The sequence below is a fragment of the Dyadobacter sp. SG02 genome, assembly GCF_900109045.1.
Classification (GTDB): domain Bacteria; phylum Bacteroidota; class Bacteroidia; order Cytophagales; family Spirosomataceae; genus Dyadobacter.
This window is the reverse complement of the sequence record NZ_FNYL01000010.1, coordinates 56,446-71,697: the sequence shown is the minus strand read 5'-3', so window position 1 is coordinate 71,697 and position 15,252 is coordinate 56,446. Positions and strand designations below refer to the sequence as shown.

Below are 15,252 nucleotides of genomic sequence, written 5' to 3'. Positions count from 1 at the left end.
GATAACCAAACATTATTAAAATGGCTACAACGGGCTTGAAGGAGCGGCTGATCGATAAAATCAAAAGCATCGATAATGAAGATATTCTGGAAGAAGCCTATCGTCTTCTAGGCTTGGAGACGGACAATGAGGAGCCGCACGTATTGAATGCGGATCAGAAGGCGGCCATTGCCGAAGCGAGGGAGCAAATCAAGAGTGGGGATTATCTAACCAATCAAGAATCCGACAAAGAAATAGATGAATGGCTAAACAAATAATCTGGTCTGCCAGAGCACACACTGACCGAAAGAAAATACTGGAATACTGGATTAAACGGAATAAGTCCGTAGCATACAGCCGAAAGCTTGACCGGTTATTCAGGGAGGCTGTTCAGCTGATCGCCATTTATCCCGAAATCGGCAAAAAAACCGATGTAGAGCACGTTCGCATCAAGATCGTCCGCGACTATTTCATCATTTACGAAGAAACAGAATCCGAAATCCACATTCTGACCATTTGGAATAGTCATCAGGATCCGGAAATCTGGCGTGGGAATTTTAAATATCAAATGACTCCGACACCGCACCGCTACTTCATTATCAACAAGCCGCAAAACATGGTCTCCCAGTTCATCAGCTCGGATGACGTGCGGTTGCTGGGGGCGCTGGATTTTGAATTTCCGGAAGGGACGCACGCGATCGGGCGGTTAGACAGTAATTCCGAGGGGCTGCTGATCCTTACTACCAATAAAAAAGTAACCAATCTGCTCTTTCTGGGCGAGGTGCCGCACAAGCGTACCTATTGGGTGAATGTAGGCCATGTAGTTCCGCCCGAAACGGTGGAATTGCTGCGTACGGGCATTCCCATACGCGTGAAAGGGGGTGGTTACTATATTACGGCTCCATGCGAAGTCGAAATCATTGACCGGCCCGCGATTTTAGATAAACATCAAAATGAAACCCGGCCCGATGTACCGAATACCTGGCTGAGCATTACACTCACCGAGGGCAAATACCACCAGGTACGCAAGATGGTGCGGGAGGCTAACCACCGTTGCAGGAGGCTTATCCGTGCCAGTATCGAGGATTTGGAGCTGGGCGACCTGCCGCCGGGTGGGGTGAGGGAGATCGAAGAGGAGGAATTTTTCAGATTGTTGAAAATAGACAACTGGAAGTCCGCGATTTCGGCCGGTGATTTCCTGTTGGAGCCGTCCATCGAAAATCCGGCATAGTAGTTGGCGGTAGCATTAGTTTTAATCCACATTCACATTAAACTGATCGCTCATGAACCTCATTGGAAACATTATCTGGCTTATTTTCGGCGGATTTGTCGTTTTTATCGAATACATGGCCGCCGGGCTTGCACTTTGCCTGACGATCGTCGGCATTCCGTTCGGGATCCAGTGTTTCAAAATAGGCATTATGACGCTCTTCCCTTTTGGCCAGCATGTGCGCGAGGTGCCCGGAGATTCCGGTTGTTTGTCGACTGTCTTCAACATCATCTGGATTTTCCTCGGCGGGATCTGGATCGCGCTCACACATTTGGTTTTCGGTATTTTACTCGCGATTACAATTATCGGCTTGCCATTTGCGAAACAGCATTTCAAGCTGATGAGCCTCTCATTTGCACCTTTTGGTAAGGAAATTTATTCATGAAAGCCGTCGTAATCACCCAACCCGGCGGGCCGGAAGTACTGCAAATCCAGGAGCGCGAAACGCCGCGACCTGCCGGATCGGAAGTACTCATTAAAGTGTATGCCGCCGGTGTGAACCGCCCCGATGTTTTCCAGCGAAAGGGAAACTATCCGCCGCCGCCCGGTGCGCCGCAGGACATTCCGGGATTGGAAGTGGCTGGCATAATCGAAGAAATCGGGGCCGATGTGACGGGCTGGAAACGGGGCGATCGCGTATGCGCATTGCTTGCGGGCGGAGGTTACGTGGAATACGCGCTCGCGCAGGCGGCGCATTGCCTGCCCGTGCCCGAAGGTTGGGGTTTTAGCGAGGCCGCTTCGTTACCGGAAACGGTGTTCACAGTGTGGCATAATGTATTTCAAAGGGCGCGGTTGCAGGCGGGCGAGCATTTTCTGGTGCACGGCGGCAGTAGCGGCATTGGCATTACGGCCATTCAGCTGGCTAAGGCATTCGGGGCGAAAGTATTTGCGACGGCGGGCTCCGACGAGAAATGCGACGCTTGCAATGCATTGGGAGCTGATATTAGTATCAATTATAAAACCTCGGATTTCGAAGAAATACTGAAAAGTGAAGGCGTAGACGTTATCCTGGACATGGTCGGAGGCGATTACATTCCCAAAAACCTGCGATTACTACGCGAAGAAGGCCGACTGGTTTTTATCAACACTATGAAAGGCAGCAAAGTGAGAGGCGCAGATGAAGTGGATTTCAGCCTGATCATGCGGAAGCGCCTGACCGTAACCGGCAGCACGCTGCGCAACCGCGACCACGCATTCAAGGCTGCATTGACTGCCGATATTCTCAAAAACGTGTGGCCGGTTTTAGAAAAAGGCCTGTTCAAGCCGGTGATCGCGCAGACATTCCCACTCGAAGAAGCGGCCAAAGCGCACACATTAATGGAAACCAGCGACCATATCGGCAAGATCATTCTTCTGAATCAATGGAAGTAAGCCGTTGGTTGAGGATTTTCGAAATCTGATCGGCCTGGGCGTAAACCATTAAATGCCCACCACCTTCGATGATAATATCCGGTTTCACGATGATTATGGGGATGAGCTTGTCGGCCGTTCCGTGAATGTGGAAAAGGTTATCGATCCGTTCCTTACGGTTCCATCCGCTCATGCGCGTCAATGCCCATTTTAGGAATTTAGCGTCCGTATCATGCAGGATCTGTTTGAGGAGCTTTTTCAATTCGGGCGTATCTGCTCCGAAATAGCGGTAAGTAACCCGGTTTGCAGACTTCAATAGCGGTGCCGATAATGGCGACATCAGCAAAAATCTGATCATTACCTGATAGAACTTCGAAAGCGGAACGCCCGTTGACATACTCGAAATAAGGGTAACCTGCTGCGGGCAGGCGATATCGGCAATTTCAGACGCAACAACCCCGCCGAAGGATAGTCCTACCAATTGAAAAGGCTGGGAGGTGTCGATTTGCTTGCTTAGTCGGGCCGCATAATGCTGCAACGATTCTTTTTTCAGCGGCCTGACCCATTTGATATACTTCACATTCAACCTCTTGTCGAGTTTCAGCTTGGTAAACACGCGCTCATCGGCGCCGAGGCCGCTGATAAAATAGACATTCAGTCTTTTTGCGGCAGACGTTTCTGCGACAGACGTTTCTGTGGCGGATGCTTCTTCCGCCATATCGACCGTCACACTATCAGTCGCGCTGATGGCTCGCAAGGCGGAAAATGAAAGTAATACCAATAGAAAACAGGAGTTACGGATATTCGAAAACATGATGGAGTGCTTTCTCAATGAATATACGAACTCCTGCAAAAATGATGCCGCTATTTTGAAAAATTGAAACGCAAACCGCCCATTAGCCAACGGCCGGGCATTACGGAGCCCAGGATATCGCTGTATTGCTTGTCGAATGCATTGTCGGCCTGGACAAACACACCCAGCTGGCGTTTCAGGAAAGCATATTCGGCCCGGGCGTTTAGGATAAGGTAATTTTTGGAGATGGCAGCTTCGATAGCTGCTGCCTCGCGCTCTGCCCGTTTTTTGTACAATCCATTCAAACTCACTGAAAATCCGCCCACCTGGTAAATGGCTGAAAAATTGGCGAGGAATTTGGCGTGCGACGACAGGTAAAATGACTGGATCTGGCTTGTGTTATCGCTGTCAAGCCAGGTGAGGCCCGCGTTGAAAATGAGTTTCTGATTGTCGGAAATGGTATTCGCCGACTGGATATCGAGTTCGAAACCGGTGGTATTCACCTCGGCGATGTTTAATGCAAGGCCGAAGTTGCCGGTGGGCGAGAGGTTGTCTTTGCGGGGCATTTGTGCATAGGGTGTAGTCACGTAGTCGATCAGGTCTTTCTGGCGGCGCTGGAAAAACGTGCCCGAAACTTTGAGCTGGGCGGTAGGACTGCTGGTCAGGAACCAGTCGGCGCCCGCTTCGTAGCTGAACGAGCGTTCGGCTTTCAGGTCGGGGTTGCCGACGCTGCCGCCTGTGACGAGTGCTTTGGCGTAGTTATTGAACCGTTCCGTGAAATCGGCGTCGCGGATAGTCTTGCCCGCACTCGCCCGCAGCTGCCAGCCTGATTTTTTGTAGGATAAATTAATCTGGGGTGAAACTTCGGTACCAATGCTTTCACGCCAGTCCAGGCGCACGGAAGGCGTCACTGTAAAATCCTCACCGATATTCTGCACCACGGAAACGAATGGTGCGAGTTGGTTCAGCGTGTGGTTGCCGCGGTCATTGGATTTAATATTACGCTGCTGGAAGTTGACGCCCGCGATCAGGTTTGTGCCGGACGTAAGGCCCTGTTGCAAGGTTGCGAGCCCCTGCCAGAGTTTTGACTTGCTGCTGTTGGCAATGGAATTCGGGTTAAAAAGGTAGGTATCCTGCACCGATTTAAAACCACCATCGATCGAAAACGCCGTTTTGTTTTTCTGGTAACCCAATCTCACCTGGTTCCACGACATTTTGACTTTCTCGCTCGCTGTATCAGATTTCAGAACGGTGTAGAAGTTCTGCGCCGCGAAATCGCGGTGGTCGTAAGCGCTGCGGACGGCCAGGTTCCAGTGTTGGGAAATCGCGTAACTCAGCGAAAGCGACGCGGTATTATTGTGGAAATAGCCTTTGATACCCCGTTGCTGCACGCCAGAGGCATTGTTGGAAAGAAAGCCTCCCGAAACCGCCAGCTTGTTGCGTTGCACAAATGCACCGACATTGGCATTAAACAAGCCATATTCGCCGGCACTGATACCGCCGTTTACTTGCGTTTTCTGTACGGTATTACCCTCCGCCGCGTTCAGCCGCGCTGCGAAAGTTTTGGAAATCACGTGAATCACCCCGCCCACCGCATCGGAGCCGTACAAGGCCGACGAAGCACCTTTCAAAACCTCGATCCGCTCGATCTCGGCGGGTGAAATGGGGATATAGCTGTTGAAATGACCTGTATTGGGATCGTTGAGACGAATGCCGTCGAGGATCACAAGTACTTGCTGGAATGTACCGCCGCGCAAAACAATATCGCTCTGCGATCCTTGCGGGCCACGTGCCTGTATTTCAACGCCCGGCACGTAACGAAGCAGGTCGTCGATGCTATGCACCGGCAGCTGTTGGAAATACTCGCCTTTGATGACGGCAATGTTACGGCCCGTTTGTGACGCACGCTTTTCGACGAGCGAGGAAGTGACGGTGACGGGGTCAAGCGATATTTCCTGCGCCAGGGCCAGGTTTGTGATGAGCAGGAATAAGAGAGTGGTGCCTGGGTAATGTAGTTTCATAGATTGGGATGATTTCAATACAAAACTACTATCTTGCCGGCCCGTTTATATGCTCCGGTTTTAATCTTATGAGTAGTCCGGTTGAAATACCTTTTAAAAATGTGATCCTGCTGGACCGTGCGTCCGGGACACCTGTTTATCTGCAAATCGCGCATCAGATGATCAACGCCATTCAACGCGGCGTGCTCGTGACGGGTGTGCAACTGCCTGGTACACGCGCACTTGCAGAAATGCTCGATGTGCATCGTAAAACTGTCGTGGCCGCCTACAACGAGCTTGATGCCCAGGGCTGGATCGAAATGCTGCCGAATCGCGGGACGTTCGTGACGCGGAAGAGTCCGGTGGTAAGGGGCAGCGCGTTGTCGGCGAGCGTAAGCGATTTGAAACAATACCCGCAGCAAACCGGCTTTGCATTCGAGGAAAGTATGCTGCTCGACCGCCCGCTTTCACTCTCGCGCGTGGACCTGGAATTCACCGATGGCCTCCCGGACGTCCGGCTCGCGCCGATGGACAAGCTCGCGAAGGCGTATTCCAGCGTTTTGAGAAGAAATAATAACCGGAAATACCTGACCTACTCGCACGTGGAAGGCAATATCTGGTTCCGCGAGCGGCTCGCGACTTATCTGAACAATACGCGCGGCCTGCACATCGGCGCGGAGAATATTATCACGACGCGGGGCATTCAGATGGGCATTTACCTTGCTTCGACGTTGCTACTGAAAAAGGGTGATAATGTGGTAGTCGGAGACCTGAGCTACTATGTTGCTAATATGATTTTTCAGCAGGCTGGCGCAAATATCCTTTCGGTGCCTGTCGATGACCAGGGCATTTCGGTGGAAGCCGTGCGGCAGCTTTGCGAGCACACGCCGATCCGGATGCTGTACATTACCCCGCACCACCATTACCCGACGACGGTTACGCTGAGCGCCGAGCGGCGGGTAGAGTTGCTGAATTTGTCGGTGAAATACGGTTTTATCATCCTCGAAGACGATCACGACTACGATTTCCATTACAACAGCAGCCCGGTATTACCGCTGGCGAGTGCAGACGGAGCCGGGATGGTGGTTTATGTCGGGTCATTCTGCAAGGCACTGGCGCCTGGGCTGCGGTCGGGCTATGTGGTAGCGCCGCAGAACTTGATCAGGGAACTGGGCAAAATGCGGCGGATTATCGACCGGCAGGGCGATCTGATGATGGAACAGGCATTGGCGGAGCTGCTCGACGAGGGTGAAATCCAGCGCCATATCAAGAAAGCACAGAAAGTTTACCATCAGCGCCGGGATTTGTTTACCGGATTATTGGAAAACGATTTCAGCCCTTACCTTACATTCAAAGCGCCGCCGGGCGGACTGGCGATCTGGACTGAATGGCGGCGCGACATCAACCTCATGCGCGTGAGCAAGGAATGCCTGCGCGAAAACCTGCATTTGCCGCAAACGCTGCTTTTCCAGACCGGACGCCTCAGCGCGATGCGGCTCGGGTTCGGTAACCTCGACGAAAAAGAGTTGCGGGAAGCCACTTCCATTTTAAAAGAGGCCCTGCAAAAGACCAGCTAATCGGAAGCCGCCGTTGGAATGCTGATTTATTCAATTAATTTGGGATAAATTCCTATTCGTGCATTTCAACCTGACTACCGCATGAACAAACGTACTTTCATTAAACTTTCATCCGCATTAATGACGGCTCCCTTACTTTCCCCGCTGAGCGGCTGGGCCAACGGCGACAAGCTCCGTAACTGGGCAGGCAACCTTGAATACAGTTCCGAAAAGCTGGATTTGGGCAAAAATTTGCAGCAAGTTCAAACGCTCGTCAGGAAATACCCTAAACTGAAAGTACTCGGCACGCGGCATTGCTTCAATGACATTGCAGATACGAAAGACCAGTTCATTTCGGTGGTCGGTGCGGAGAAGGTGATTGATTTGGATACCAAAAATAAAACCGTGACCGTGAATGGCGGCCTGAAATACGGTCAGCTGGCGCCCTTGCTGCATGAGAAAGGTTTTGCATTGCATAACCTGGCCTCGCTACCCCACATTTCCGTCGCGGGCGCGTGTGCGACGGCCACGCACGGGTCGGGCGAGAAGAATGGGAACCTGGCAACGGCGGTGTCGGCGATGGAAATTGTAACGGCTGACGGGGAGGTGGTGAAATTGAATAGGGAGAAAGACGGGGAGAAGTTCAATGCGGCGGTGGTGCATTTGGGGGCGTTGGGAGTAGTGACGAAAGTGACGCTGGATGTACAGCCGACGTTTTTTATGGGGCAAGTTGTGTATGAGAATTTACCGATAACTCAGCTGAAAGAGCATTTTGACGAAATAGAGTCAAGGGGAGATAGTGTAAGCCTTTTTACAAACTGGGCTACTGATGACATTACGGAGGTCTGGATCAAGTTTAAGACTAATAGTGCCAAACCTTTGAAAGCCCGACCGGATAACGAGCTTTTCGGAGGAAAACTGGCTACGAAAAACCTGCATCCGATCCCGGAACTCTCCGCCGAAAACTGTACCGAGCAAATGGGCATGCCGGGGCCTTGGTACGAGCGTATGCCGCATTTCAAAATGGGTTTTACGCCGAGTAGCGGCAAGGAATTGCAAACGGAATATTTCGTGCCGCGGAAGAATGCGGTGGAGGCGATCCTGACCATTTCTAAAATGGGCGCCCAAATCAGCCCGCATTTGTTTACATCGGAAATAAGGACCATTGCGGCGGATAATCTCTGGCTCAGCCCCTGTTACAAGCAGGATTCGGTGGCGATACACTTTACATGGAAGCAGGACTGGCCCGCGGTGAGCAAGTTGCTGCCGGTGATCGAGAAAGAACTGGCGCCGTTTAATCCCAGGCCGCATTGGGGGAAATTGTTTACGATATCGCCTGGTTTGCTGGAAAAAAGGTATGAGAAGTTGCCGGAGTTCAGGGAGCTGGCCGCGCAAATGGATCCGAAAGGAAAGTTTCGCAATGCGTTTCTGAATTTGAATGTTTTCGCGAATTAAATAGCCACTCCGAGCGTTTACCTCAATGTGACTCATCTCCCATAAGTAAACGATACTTCTGATGGCTACCAAAATGAAGGCATTACCACCAGCCAGCGTGGACCTCACCGCCGACAAGATTACCGAGTTATACATGCATTACTGCCTGGAAAACCACAAGAAGCCGGAATCGGTTTACCTGTTTTCCAAAGAGCATGGTTTTGCGGAAAAGGAATTTTACAAGTTCTTCACTTCCATCGATTCGCTCGAAAAGCGTGTTTTTGTGAGTTTCCACAACCTGGCAGCTAACCTGATCAACCAGAGCGGCGAGATCGATGGCGTTGGTTTCCGGGACAAACTGCTGGCTTACTATTTTACATTGGTTGAAATCCTGACGGCCAACCGCAGCTATGTGGTTTTTGCCTTAAAGGAAGAAAAGAACAAGCTGAACGGCATTTTGAAGCTGAAAGAGTTCCGCAGCAGTTTCAAGGAATACATCCACGAAATCAGCGACGGTTATCTGAAAGCAAGGAGCGAACGCATTCGCAAGGCGCAGCAGGACGCGCTGGAAGAAGGTGCGTGGATACAGTTGTTGCTCACATTGAAATTCTGGATCGACGATGAGTCCGTAGGTTTTGAAAAAACGGATCTGTTCATCGAAAAATCGATCCGTGCTACATTCGACCTGATCGATACGACGCCATTGGAGAGCGTGATCGATTTCGGGAAGTTTTTGATTAAAGAAAAATTGAAGTAAGGAATGGAAACAATTGACAGTATCCCTACTTCCAAAATACGGCGTGCCACCCGGCTTATTTCCACAGGCGTCAAGATCGGGGGGAATTATCTGAAATATTACGGAGAAAAGATCACCAGTCCGGAAACGGCCAGGGATAACCTCAATAATAACAATGCGGAGGATATTTACGATAGCCTCAAAAGTCTGAAAGGCAGTGCATTGAAACTCGCTCAGATGCTGAGTATGGAGAAAAACTTCCTGCCGCAGGCATATGTAGAGAAGTTTTCACTTTCGCAATTTTCAGTTCCGCCGCTTTCGGCTCCATTGGTGGTGAAAACATTCCGGAAATATTTCGGGAAATCGCCGCTGGAATTGTTCGATACCTTTAATCCGAATGCGATCAATGCGGCGAGCATTGGCCAGGTGCATAAGGCCACGCACGAGGGCAAGGAGCTGGCGGTGAAAATCCAGTATCCCGGTGTGGCTGAAAGCATTTCATCGGATCTGGCGCTGGTGAAGCCCATTGCGATGAAGATGTTCAATATCCAGGCCAAAGATTCAGACAAGTATTTCAAGGAAGTCGAAACGAAGCTGACCGAGGAAACGAATTACATTCTTGAAATAGCACAGAGCACCGAAATCGCGGAGGCTTGCGAGCATATCCCCAACCTTCGTTTTCCCAAATACTACCCCGCGTTTTCAAGCGAGCGCGTGATCACGATGGACTGGATGAGTGGCCAGCATTGGTCGGAGTTTTGCAAGACGGATCCCGACCAGGCGACAGCCAACAAGATCGGACAGGCATTGTGGGATTTTTATATGTTCCAGGTGCATCAGCTCCGCAAAGTCCACGCCGATCCGCATCCGGGTAATTTCCTGATCGATGAAAACGACAACCTTATTGCCATCGATTTTGGTTGTATCAAAGAAATCCCCGAGGAATTCTACGTTCCGTATTTCGAGCTCGCCGAGCCGGAAAACCTGAATAATCCGGCGATTTTTCATGCCAAATTAGTCGAGCTGGAAATCCTCACAGACAAAGATACCCAAGCCGAAACCGTTTATTTCTCGAATCTTTTCCGGGAGATACTCGCATTGCTTACACAGCCGTTCCACGCCGAGACTTTCGATTTTTCGGACGAAGAATTCTTCCTGAAACTGGCCGCATTGGGCGAGAAATATGCCAACGACAAAGAGCTGCGCAAGATGAACATGAACCGCGGCTCCAAACACTTTATTTACATCAACCGCACATTTTTCGGGCTTTTCAGCCTGCTGCATGACTTGAAAGCGGTGGTGGATACCAAGCAATTTGTAAGCTGACATCAATAGTCAATAACCGGTTGTGAAGCATTCACGACTGGTTTTCTTCTTCTGTATGTTCGGCGCCGGGCTTTTTCAGATTGACGAAGCGGAACAGATTGTTGTTTGCCTGCTCGGGCGTTTGGTCGCCGAGCAGAATCCCCCAAGGTTCGAGCCCGGGCACCCGGTCGAAAATTACTTTCATCATCGCAATCGCCGGTATCGAAAGAAACATCCCCGACAATCCCGCCAGCGCGCCGCCCACGAGCACACCCACGATCGATACCAATGCATTGATACGCACTTTGGAACCCACAATGAACGGTACCAGGAAGTTGTTGTCGATCACCTGCACGGCGATAAATACCCCCACGACCCCTAACAGCACATCGATTTCGGGATGGCTGATGAACGTCACCATGACAGCCAATGCCGTTGCCACAAGGCCGCCGATGTACGGTACCAGGTTCAATATGGCCGCCATTACGCCAAGCAGAATGGCATATTGCACATTCAGTACCAATAAACCGGCGGAATTCAGCACGGCCACCGCGGTTGTTTCGAGCAACAATCCCACCATGTAGCTCTGAATGATCGATTTGATCTGTCCCAGAATTTCCAGCACACGATGCTTTTGCTCCTCCGCAAAAAGCACGACGGAAAAATGGATCAGCATTGCACGATAATAAAGCAGCAGGAAAGTGTAAATAGGAATGAGGATCAAAGTACCGAGCGGGCCTGTCACCGCGCCCAGCGTTTCCGGTCCCTGGAACGTTTCCAATGTTTTGCTCTGCGCATTTTTCAAATATTCGGCTTGCTGACGGTAGCTCACGCTGTACTCCCGCCTGATCCACCGACGTGCATCCCGATAAAAGAGGTCGATGTTTTTTTTCAGCTTCGGCCATTCATCCGAGAAATCCGCGAGCTGCATCGAAATAAGCACGGTAACCGCGGAAACTATCAGGATCGCTATCGTCAATGCGAGTGTTATGGACAGCAATTTTGGAATCCCGATGCGAATAAAGACCCGTTCGAGCGGCCGGAGGAGCACGGCCAGTAATCCGGCCAGTGCAAGCGGCACAATGATATCCTGGCCCAGGTAAATCGCCAGCATCATAATGCCGATCGCCAGGAGGGTTAGGGAAAGTTTTTGGTAGAAGGGAGGGGGTGGGGCGGTATTCATTTTACCATTTAAGAATTTATGATTCTGATTATGAATCTATTAGAGAAATTTGATTTTGCACACACACATATACGGTACGGTCATCATCAGTTTCGCAACTATCCGGGATTATGCGCTGCAATTTATCCATCTCAATTATGGTAGTCAATCCGGTATATAGCTTTACCTAAATCCTCTTCCCCAAACAAACACTGCGAGATTCTTCTGGAAATTGTCCGAAATGCGGAATGTCGGCGTAGCCCAATTTTCGGTACAATGCAATTGCCTCCGGCTGGCCAATGCCGGTTTCGAGAATGGCGGTTGGGTAGCCTAGCTCGTGGGCCCATTGTTCGAGTTCCCTGACCATCAGTGAAGCAATGCCTTTCCCGCGAAACCCGGGCGTTACAAACATCCGTTTCAACTCGATGCGCTCTGCGTCGAACTGCTTGAAACAGCCGCAGGCGATGGCCGCACCATGCTCATAGGCCACCACGACGGTCGGCAGGCCGGTAATGCGGTTGTACTCTTCGTAATCTTCCTTGTTGGTTTTGTAAATGCGGCAAAGCTCGTCGTCGAGCTCGTTGGTGAGGTTCTGGAAATCGGGATTGTCGCTGGTGGTGCGGATAACGTCGGGCATGTTGCTTACGGTGTCGATTCCGCGAATATACGTTTTCTACCAGAGGAAATACAGGGCTATCTGGCAACGACAATTCTGAACGTATCGGAAGTACCACTGTATTTGGCAATTTCAACGATGTAAAATCCCGGATAGAAGTGTTTCAGGTCGATGAACCCGTTGTTCAACGTGATTGAACGATACATTTGTTCACCCTTGTCATTTCTGATTGTAACAGAGCGGATTTTACTCCAATCCGTACTTTTGATATGCAGGACATCGTTGGCTGGATTGGGAAAGATATGCACATTCTGAAACTCGAATGTCAGATTACGTATGCCGCTGTACGCCGAAGTGCCGTCATTGTCGATCATGTGTAAACGATAGAGATTTTCTCCGGGCAAAGGGTCGGTGTCCGTTGCTTCATAGATGGTTTGGGTTTGACTGTTTCCTTTGGCAGGCACAGTTGCTATGGTTGTCCAGACTTTACCGTTTCCGCTGCGTTGCACGTCAAACCGGTCGGTATTTGTTTCTTCCGACGATATCCATTTCAAAATGGCGGTTTGCTGTTCTTTTCTTACCCCGAATTCTTCCAGTCTGACGGGTAGATTTATTTGAACCGGAATAGTGGCAATTACATTGTCGTTTGCAACGAAATTGCCTGGCGTTTGAGCTCCCGCAAAACCGAGCGTCGCGGTAATAACTCCTGTACCTGTACCGTTGCCGCTTACATGTACGAGAAAGCTGACACATGATGCATTAGGTATGGCAGCATTTGCTAGAAGCCGGATCGTGTGATTACCCGGCTCATTCTTTATGTCATGTATCACGAATCCCGTTATCGGCGATCCGTCTGTATTTGTAATCTCTTCAATAGTGAGGTTGTCCGGAAAACTGATTTGTGGCCGTGGCTTGTTCTCCTGGGAATTCACAGCTGCCGAATAGCAATTGCATATTTTGACTTCCAAAGCTCCTTTGGTTTGGTTCGGGATATACGCCTGCTGTGGATCTATATTAATGTCGAGGTCTTGTGCATAAGCGCAATTCAAGAAAAAGCTTAGCGCTGCGAGGATGAGAGAGACGATGACTTTCATTTTCATGATCAGAAAAATTGTGGAGGCGGCCCTAGACTGCCGTTCGATTCAACCATTGGATCTAGTTGGTAGAAACCGCAGTGACAACCGTATTGTTATGGACATTCTTTTCTCCACCTGAGCCGCTCACGACAACCGCGGTCAGGTTTTGAGTAATGCCCGTGGGTTTGTTTACTTTCCTTTTGATCTTAAACCCGAGTACGGCCTGCGTGTTCGCCGGCAGAATCGCATTTGAGCTAATAGTGATAAAGTTGGGGTCTTCCGAAAAAGTCCAGTTACCGTTCGTATTATTAATACCTCCCGAAACGTTCGAAGTGCCGCTGCTGGTGGAGTAGGTAATATCAAAAGCGCCGATCTTGCTGATCCTGATTGAAACATTACCTTTAGTACTAAATCCTGCGATCTCATGAATATTGACGACAAAGTCCCTTTCCGCATTCTCCATGAAACTCAATCCATCTATTTCCAGTGTCGGGGTCAACTCAGGTGCGGCGCAGGGCGTGGTAACATTTACAAATGACTGCGAAATAGTGGTATTGTAGCAGCCATAGGTGAGGTCGTGTGCAAATGCATAATAGGTGCCGCTTGTTACCGCGGTGGGGTCATCCACCTTACCGGTTGTATGGTCGGGGCTTGTAAACCATTCGATGACTGTGTTGGGAGGTAAGCTCAATGGTTTGGGCAGGAAGTTGGTCAGATTGGCCGTCTGCGTCGGACAAACGACATCTGCTACAGACCCGGTCAGCGTGATCTGGCTGGCGGGACTGTTGGGGTTGTTACAGCATATTGTTGCCCCTATGACCGAAAAGCCGGAGCTTAACAACGCTTTATTGGTTGAATAGCAATTGCCGTTCGGGTTGAAGTAGAATGCGTAATAGGTGCCCAGGGGGGCTTGTGCAGCATTTGTAATAACCGATCCCTGGTGCTGATCATTGTTAAACCATCTTACCTGATACGGTGACTGGCTTTCTCGGCTCGTAAGATCAAAGGTGTTTTGGTTTGAGCAGTTAATCGCCGCACTGTTACTTGTGAGCACTGCCTGCGTTTCCGCTGCCGTAAAGGAAAATGCAGCAGTTGAAAATTCTGTGTTGTAGCATTCATAAGGAATGTTGACCCCTTTGTAAAATGCATAATACTGGGCTCCGGGAATTTGGGTTGGCGCTTCGGCAACTTCCTGGGCTGTCATAGTTGCGTAATTTATATCCGGATTTTTCTTCCATATTACCTGTGTGCCTGTTGGCGTTGGCAGCTGAACCTGATCATTGAGGTTGATAGTTGCGCAAGAAAACGGCGTCACGTCAGATGTCCTGATTAATGCTACCTTACCGCCTTTGATCCTGCACGAGAATGGCCGGGAGTAAATGTCGAAGTTTACATATCCGTTCTGGCCATTGGGCGAGGTGCCGAAAAGCGTGATGTTTAATTCCGGGGCCGGGGCGGTAAACGTTAGCTTCTCCAACAGCCATTGATTGTGGTTGCCGTTAAATGTGGTCAGCTGCGTTTCGACAATGGCAGGGAATTGATCTTTGGTTGAGATCTGCAGGGTTGCGGTGCTCCCGAAGCTTGAAAACTGTGTCGAGGAAGAAAGCACATAGTAGCTGATCGTGTATTCATAGCCGGGTACCAGGCCACCTGCACTGACCCTGATTTTGTCGCTTTGGGTGCCGTTGCTCTTCAATGTAACGAATACCTCATCCGTATTCGGAAAGACGGCCGCAGTTTTGGATGGTGGTGACGGGATCGGGACAGACCAGTTCGGTAAATTACCGCCATAAGTGAAGCGGTTCGAGACGGCGGGCGCCCCGGATAAAATGGTGTACCCGGAAGGGGTGCAGTTCAGGCAGGCCGGGTTTGTAAATGTTTCAGGTAACGTCTGTCCGAATGTGGAATGGGTGCCCAAAAGTATGAGAGCCAGGAGGTAGTAAATTGTTTTCATGGTTCGTGGTAAGGATGGTAT

General features: G+C 50.3%; 14 protein-coding genes. 8 read left to right on the top strand and 6 right to left on the bottom strand.

What is annotated here, in order from left to right:
* Window positions 1-20 precede the first annotated feature (20 nt).
* Genes BMW93_RS22555 through BMW93_RS22535 form a run of 4 tightly spaced genes read left to right on the top strand, consistent with a single transcriptional unit; the run spans window position 21 to window position 2,620 of the window.
* Window positions 21-257 carry a hypothetical protein gene (locus BMW93_RS22555; RefSeq protein WP_090381662.1) on the top strand — a complete coding sequence of 79 codons (237 nt, stop codon included), beginning with the start codon at window positions 21-23 and terminating at the stop codon, window positions 255-257.
* Window positions 242-1,210 (top strand): pseudouridine synthase, encoded by a 969-nt coding sequence (locus BMW93_RS22545; protein ID WP_229240696.1) that lies wholly within the window; start codon window positions 242-244, stop codon window positions 1,208-1,210. Before BMW93_RS22555 ends, BMW93_RS22545 begins: the two co-directional genes overlap by 16 nt.
* A gap of 52 nt (window positions 1,211-1,262) precedes the next feature.
* The gene (locus BMW93_RS22540) at window positions 1,263-1,634 is read left to right on the top strand and encodes a YccF domain-containing protein (protein WP_090157140.1); all 372 of its coding nucleotides are present in this window, start codon (window positions 1,263-1,265) and stop codon (window positions 1,632-1,634) included.
* On the top strand, window positions 1,631-2,620 hold the full coding sequence (locus tag BMW93_RS22535; protein WP_090381658.1) for an NAD(P)H-quinone oxidoreductase: 990 nt from the start codon (window positions 1,631-1,633) through the stop codon (window positions 2,618-2,620). Before BMW93_RS22540 ends, BMW93_RS22535 begins: the two co-directional genes overlap by 4 nt.
* Here BMW93_RS22535 and BMW93_RS22530 read toward each other — a convergent pair.
* Window positions 2,595-3,413: an alpha/beta hydrolase gene (locus tag BMW93_RS22530; RefSeq protein WP_090382130.1), complete on the bottom strand. Its 819-nt coding sequence runs from the start codon at window positions 3,411-3,413 to the stop codon at window positions 2,595-2,597. The two genes, BMW93_RS22535 and BMW93_RS22530, sit on opposite strands and share 26 nt — an antisense overlap.
* A 50-nt stretch (window positions 3,414-3,463) precedes the next feature.
* On the bottom strand, window positions 3,464-5,413 hold the full coding sequence (locus BMW93_RS22525; RefSeq protein WP_090381656.1) for a TonB-dependent siderophore receptor: 1,950 nt from the start codon (window positions 5,411-5,413) through the stop codon (window positions 3,464-3,466).
* 68 nt (window positions 5,414-5,481) lie between these two features.
* Here BMW93_RS22525 and BMW93_RS22520 point away from each other — a divergent pair, with 68 nt between their 5' ends.
* The 4 genes from BMW93_RS22520 to BMW93_RS22505 all read left to right on the top strand — a co-directional run bounded on the left by BMW93_RS22520 (window position 5,482) and on the right by BMW93_RS22505 (window position 10,444).
* Entirely contained in the window at window positions 5,482-6,969 is a 1,488-nt protein-coding gene (locus BMW93_RS22520) for a PLP-dependent aminotransferase family protein (protein ID WP_090381653.1), read from the top strand.
* A gap of 81 nt (window positions 6,970-7,050) precedes the next feature.
* Window positions 7,051-8,403 carry a D-arabinono-1,4-lactone oxidase gene (locus tag BMW93_RS22515; RefSeq protein WP_090381651.1) on the top strand — a complete coding sequence of 451 codons (1,353 nt, stop codon included), beginning with the start codon at window positions 7,051-7,053 and terminating at the stop codon, window positions 8,401-8,403.
* 61 nt (window positions 8,404-8,464) lie between these two features.
* Window positions 8,465-9,139: a TetR family transcriptional regulator C-terminal domain-containing protein gene (locus BMW93_RS22510; protein WP_090381649.1), complete on the top strand. Its 675-nt coding sequence runs from the start codon at window positions 8,465-8,467 to the stop codon at window positions 9,137-9,139.
* A 3-nt stretch (window positions 9,140-9,142) separates the two neighbouring features.
* Window positions 9,143-10,444: an AarF/ABC1/UbiB kinase family protein gene (locus tag BMW93_RS22505; RefSeq protein ID WP_090381647.1), complete on the top strand. Its 1,302-nt coding sequence runs from the start codon at window positions 9,143-9,145 to the stop codon at window positions 10,442-10,444.
* A 31-nt stretch (window positions 10,445-10,475) separates the two neighbouring features.
* Here BMW93_RS22505 and BMW93_RS22500 read toward each other — a convergent pair whose 3' ends face one another.
* The 4 genes from BMW93_RS22500 to BMW93_RS22485 form a co-directional block, all read right to left on the bottom strand.
* Window positions 10,476-11,606: an AI-2E family transporter gene (locus BMW93_RS22500; RefSeq protein WP_090381645.1), complete on the bottom strand. Its 1,131-nt coding sequence runs from the start codon at window positions 11,604-11,606 to the stop codon at window positions 10,476-10,478.
* Window positions 11,607-11,772: 166 nt separating this feature from the next.
* Entirely contained in the window at window positions 11,773-12,222 is a 450-nt protein-coding gene (locus BMW93_RS22495) for a GNAT family N-acetyltransferase (protein WP_090381643.1), read from the bottom strand.
* Between the two features lie 56 nt (window positions 12,223-12,278).
* Window positions 12,279-13,301, bottom strand: coding sequence for a T9SS type A sorting domain-containing protein (locus tag BMW93_RS22490; protein ID WP_090381640.1), 1,023 nt, complete (start codon window positions 13,299-13,301; stop codon window positions 12,279-12,281).
* Between the two features lie 55 nt (window positions 13,302-13,356).
* Window positions 13,357-15,231 carry a hypothetical protein gene (locus BMW93_RS22485; protein WP_090381638.1) on the bottom strand — a complete coding sequence of 625 codons (1,875 nt, stop codon included), beginning with the start codon at window positions 15,229-15,231 and terminating at the stop codon, window positions 13,357-13,359.
* Window positions 15,232-15,252: the final 21 nt, after the last annotated feature.

Excerpts from the sequence above, each read along its gene's own strand:
- BMW93_RS22555 (WP_090381662.1), top strand. The coding sequence starts at position 21 with ATGGCTACAACGGGCTTGAAGGAGCGGCTGATCGATAAAATCAAAAGC.
- BMW93_RS22545 (WP_229240696.1), top strand. The coding sequence starts at position 242 with ATGGCTAAACAAATAATCTGGTCTGCCAGAGCACACACTGACCGAAAG.
- BMW93_RS22540 (WP_090157140.1), top strand. The coding sequence starts at position 1,263 with ATGAACCTCATTGGAAACATTATCTGGCTTATTTTCGGCGGATTTGTC.
- BMW93_RS22535 (WP_090381658.1), top strand. The coding sequence starts at position 1,631 with ATGAAAGCCGTCGTAATCACCCAACCCGGCGGGCCGGAAGTACTGCAA.
- BMW93_RS22530 (WP_090382130.1), bottom strand. The coding sequence starts at position 3,413 with ATGTTTTCGAATATCCGTAACTCCTGTTTTCTATTGGTATTACTTTCA.
- BMW93_RS22525 (WP_090381656.1), bottom strand. The coding sequence starts at position 5,413 with ATGAAACTACATTACCCAGGCACCACTCTCTTATTCCTGCTCATCACA.
- BMW93_RS22520 (WP_090381653.1), top strand. The coding sequence starts at position 5,482 with ATGAGTAGTCCGGTTGAAATACCTTTTAAAAATGTGATCCTGCTGGAC.
- BMW93_RS22515 (WP_090381651.1), top strand. The coding sequence starts at position 7,051 with ATGAACAAACGTACTTTCATTAAACTTTCATCCGCATTAATGACGGCT.
- BMW93_RS22510 (WP_090381649.1), top strand. The coding sequence starts at position 8,465 with ATGGCTACCAAAATGAAGGCATTACCACCAGCCAGCGTGGACCTCACC.
- BMW93_RS22505 (WP_090381647.1), top strand. The coding sequence starts at position 9,143 with ATGGAAACAATTGACAGTATCCCTACTTCCAAAATACGGCGTGCCACC.
- BMW93_RS22500 (WP_090381645.1), bottom strand. The coding sequence starts at position 11,606 with ATGAATACCGCCCCACCCCCTCCCTTCTACCAAAAACTTTCCCTAACC.
- BMW93_RS22495 (WP_090381643.1), bottom strand. The coding sequence starts at position 12,222 with ATGCCCGACGTTATCCGCACCACCAGCGACAATCCCGATTTCCAGAAC.
- BMW93_RS22490 (WP_090381640.1), bottom strand. The coding sequence starts at position 13,301 with ATGAAAATGAAAGTCATCGTCTCTCTCATCCTCGCAGCGCTAAGCTTT.
- BMW93_RS22485 (WP_090381638.1), bottom strand. The coding sequence starts at position 15,231 with ATGAAAACAATTTACTACCTCCTGGCTCTCATACTTTTGGGCACCCAT.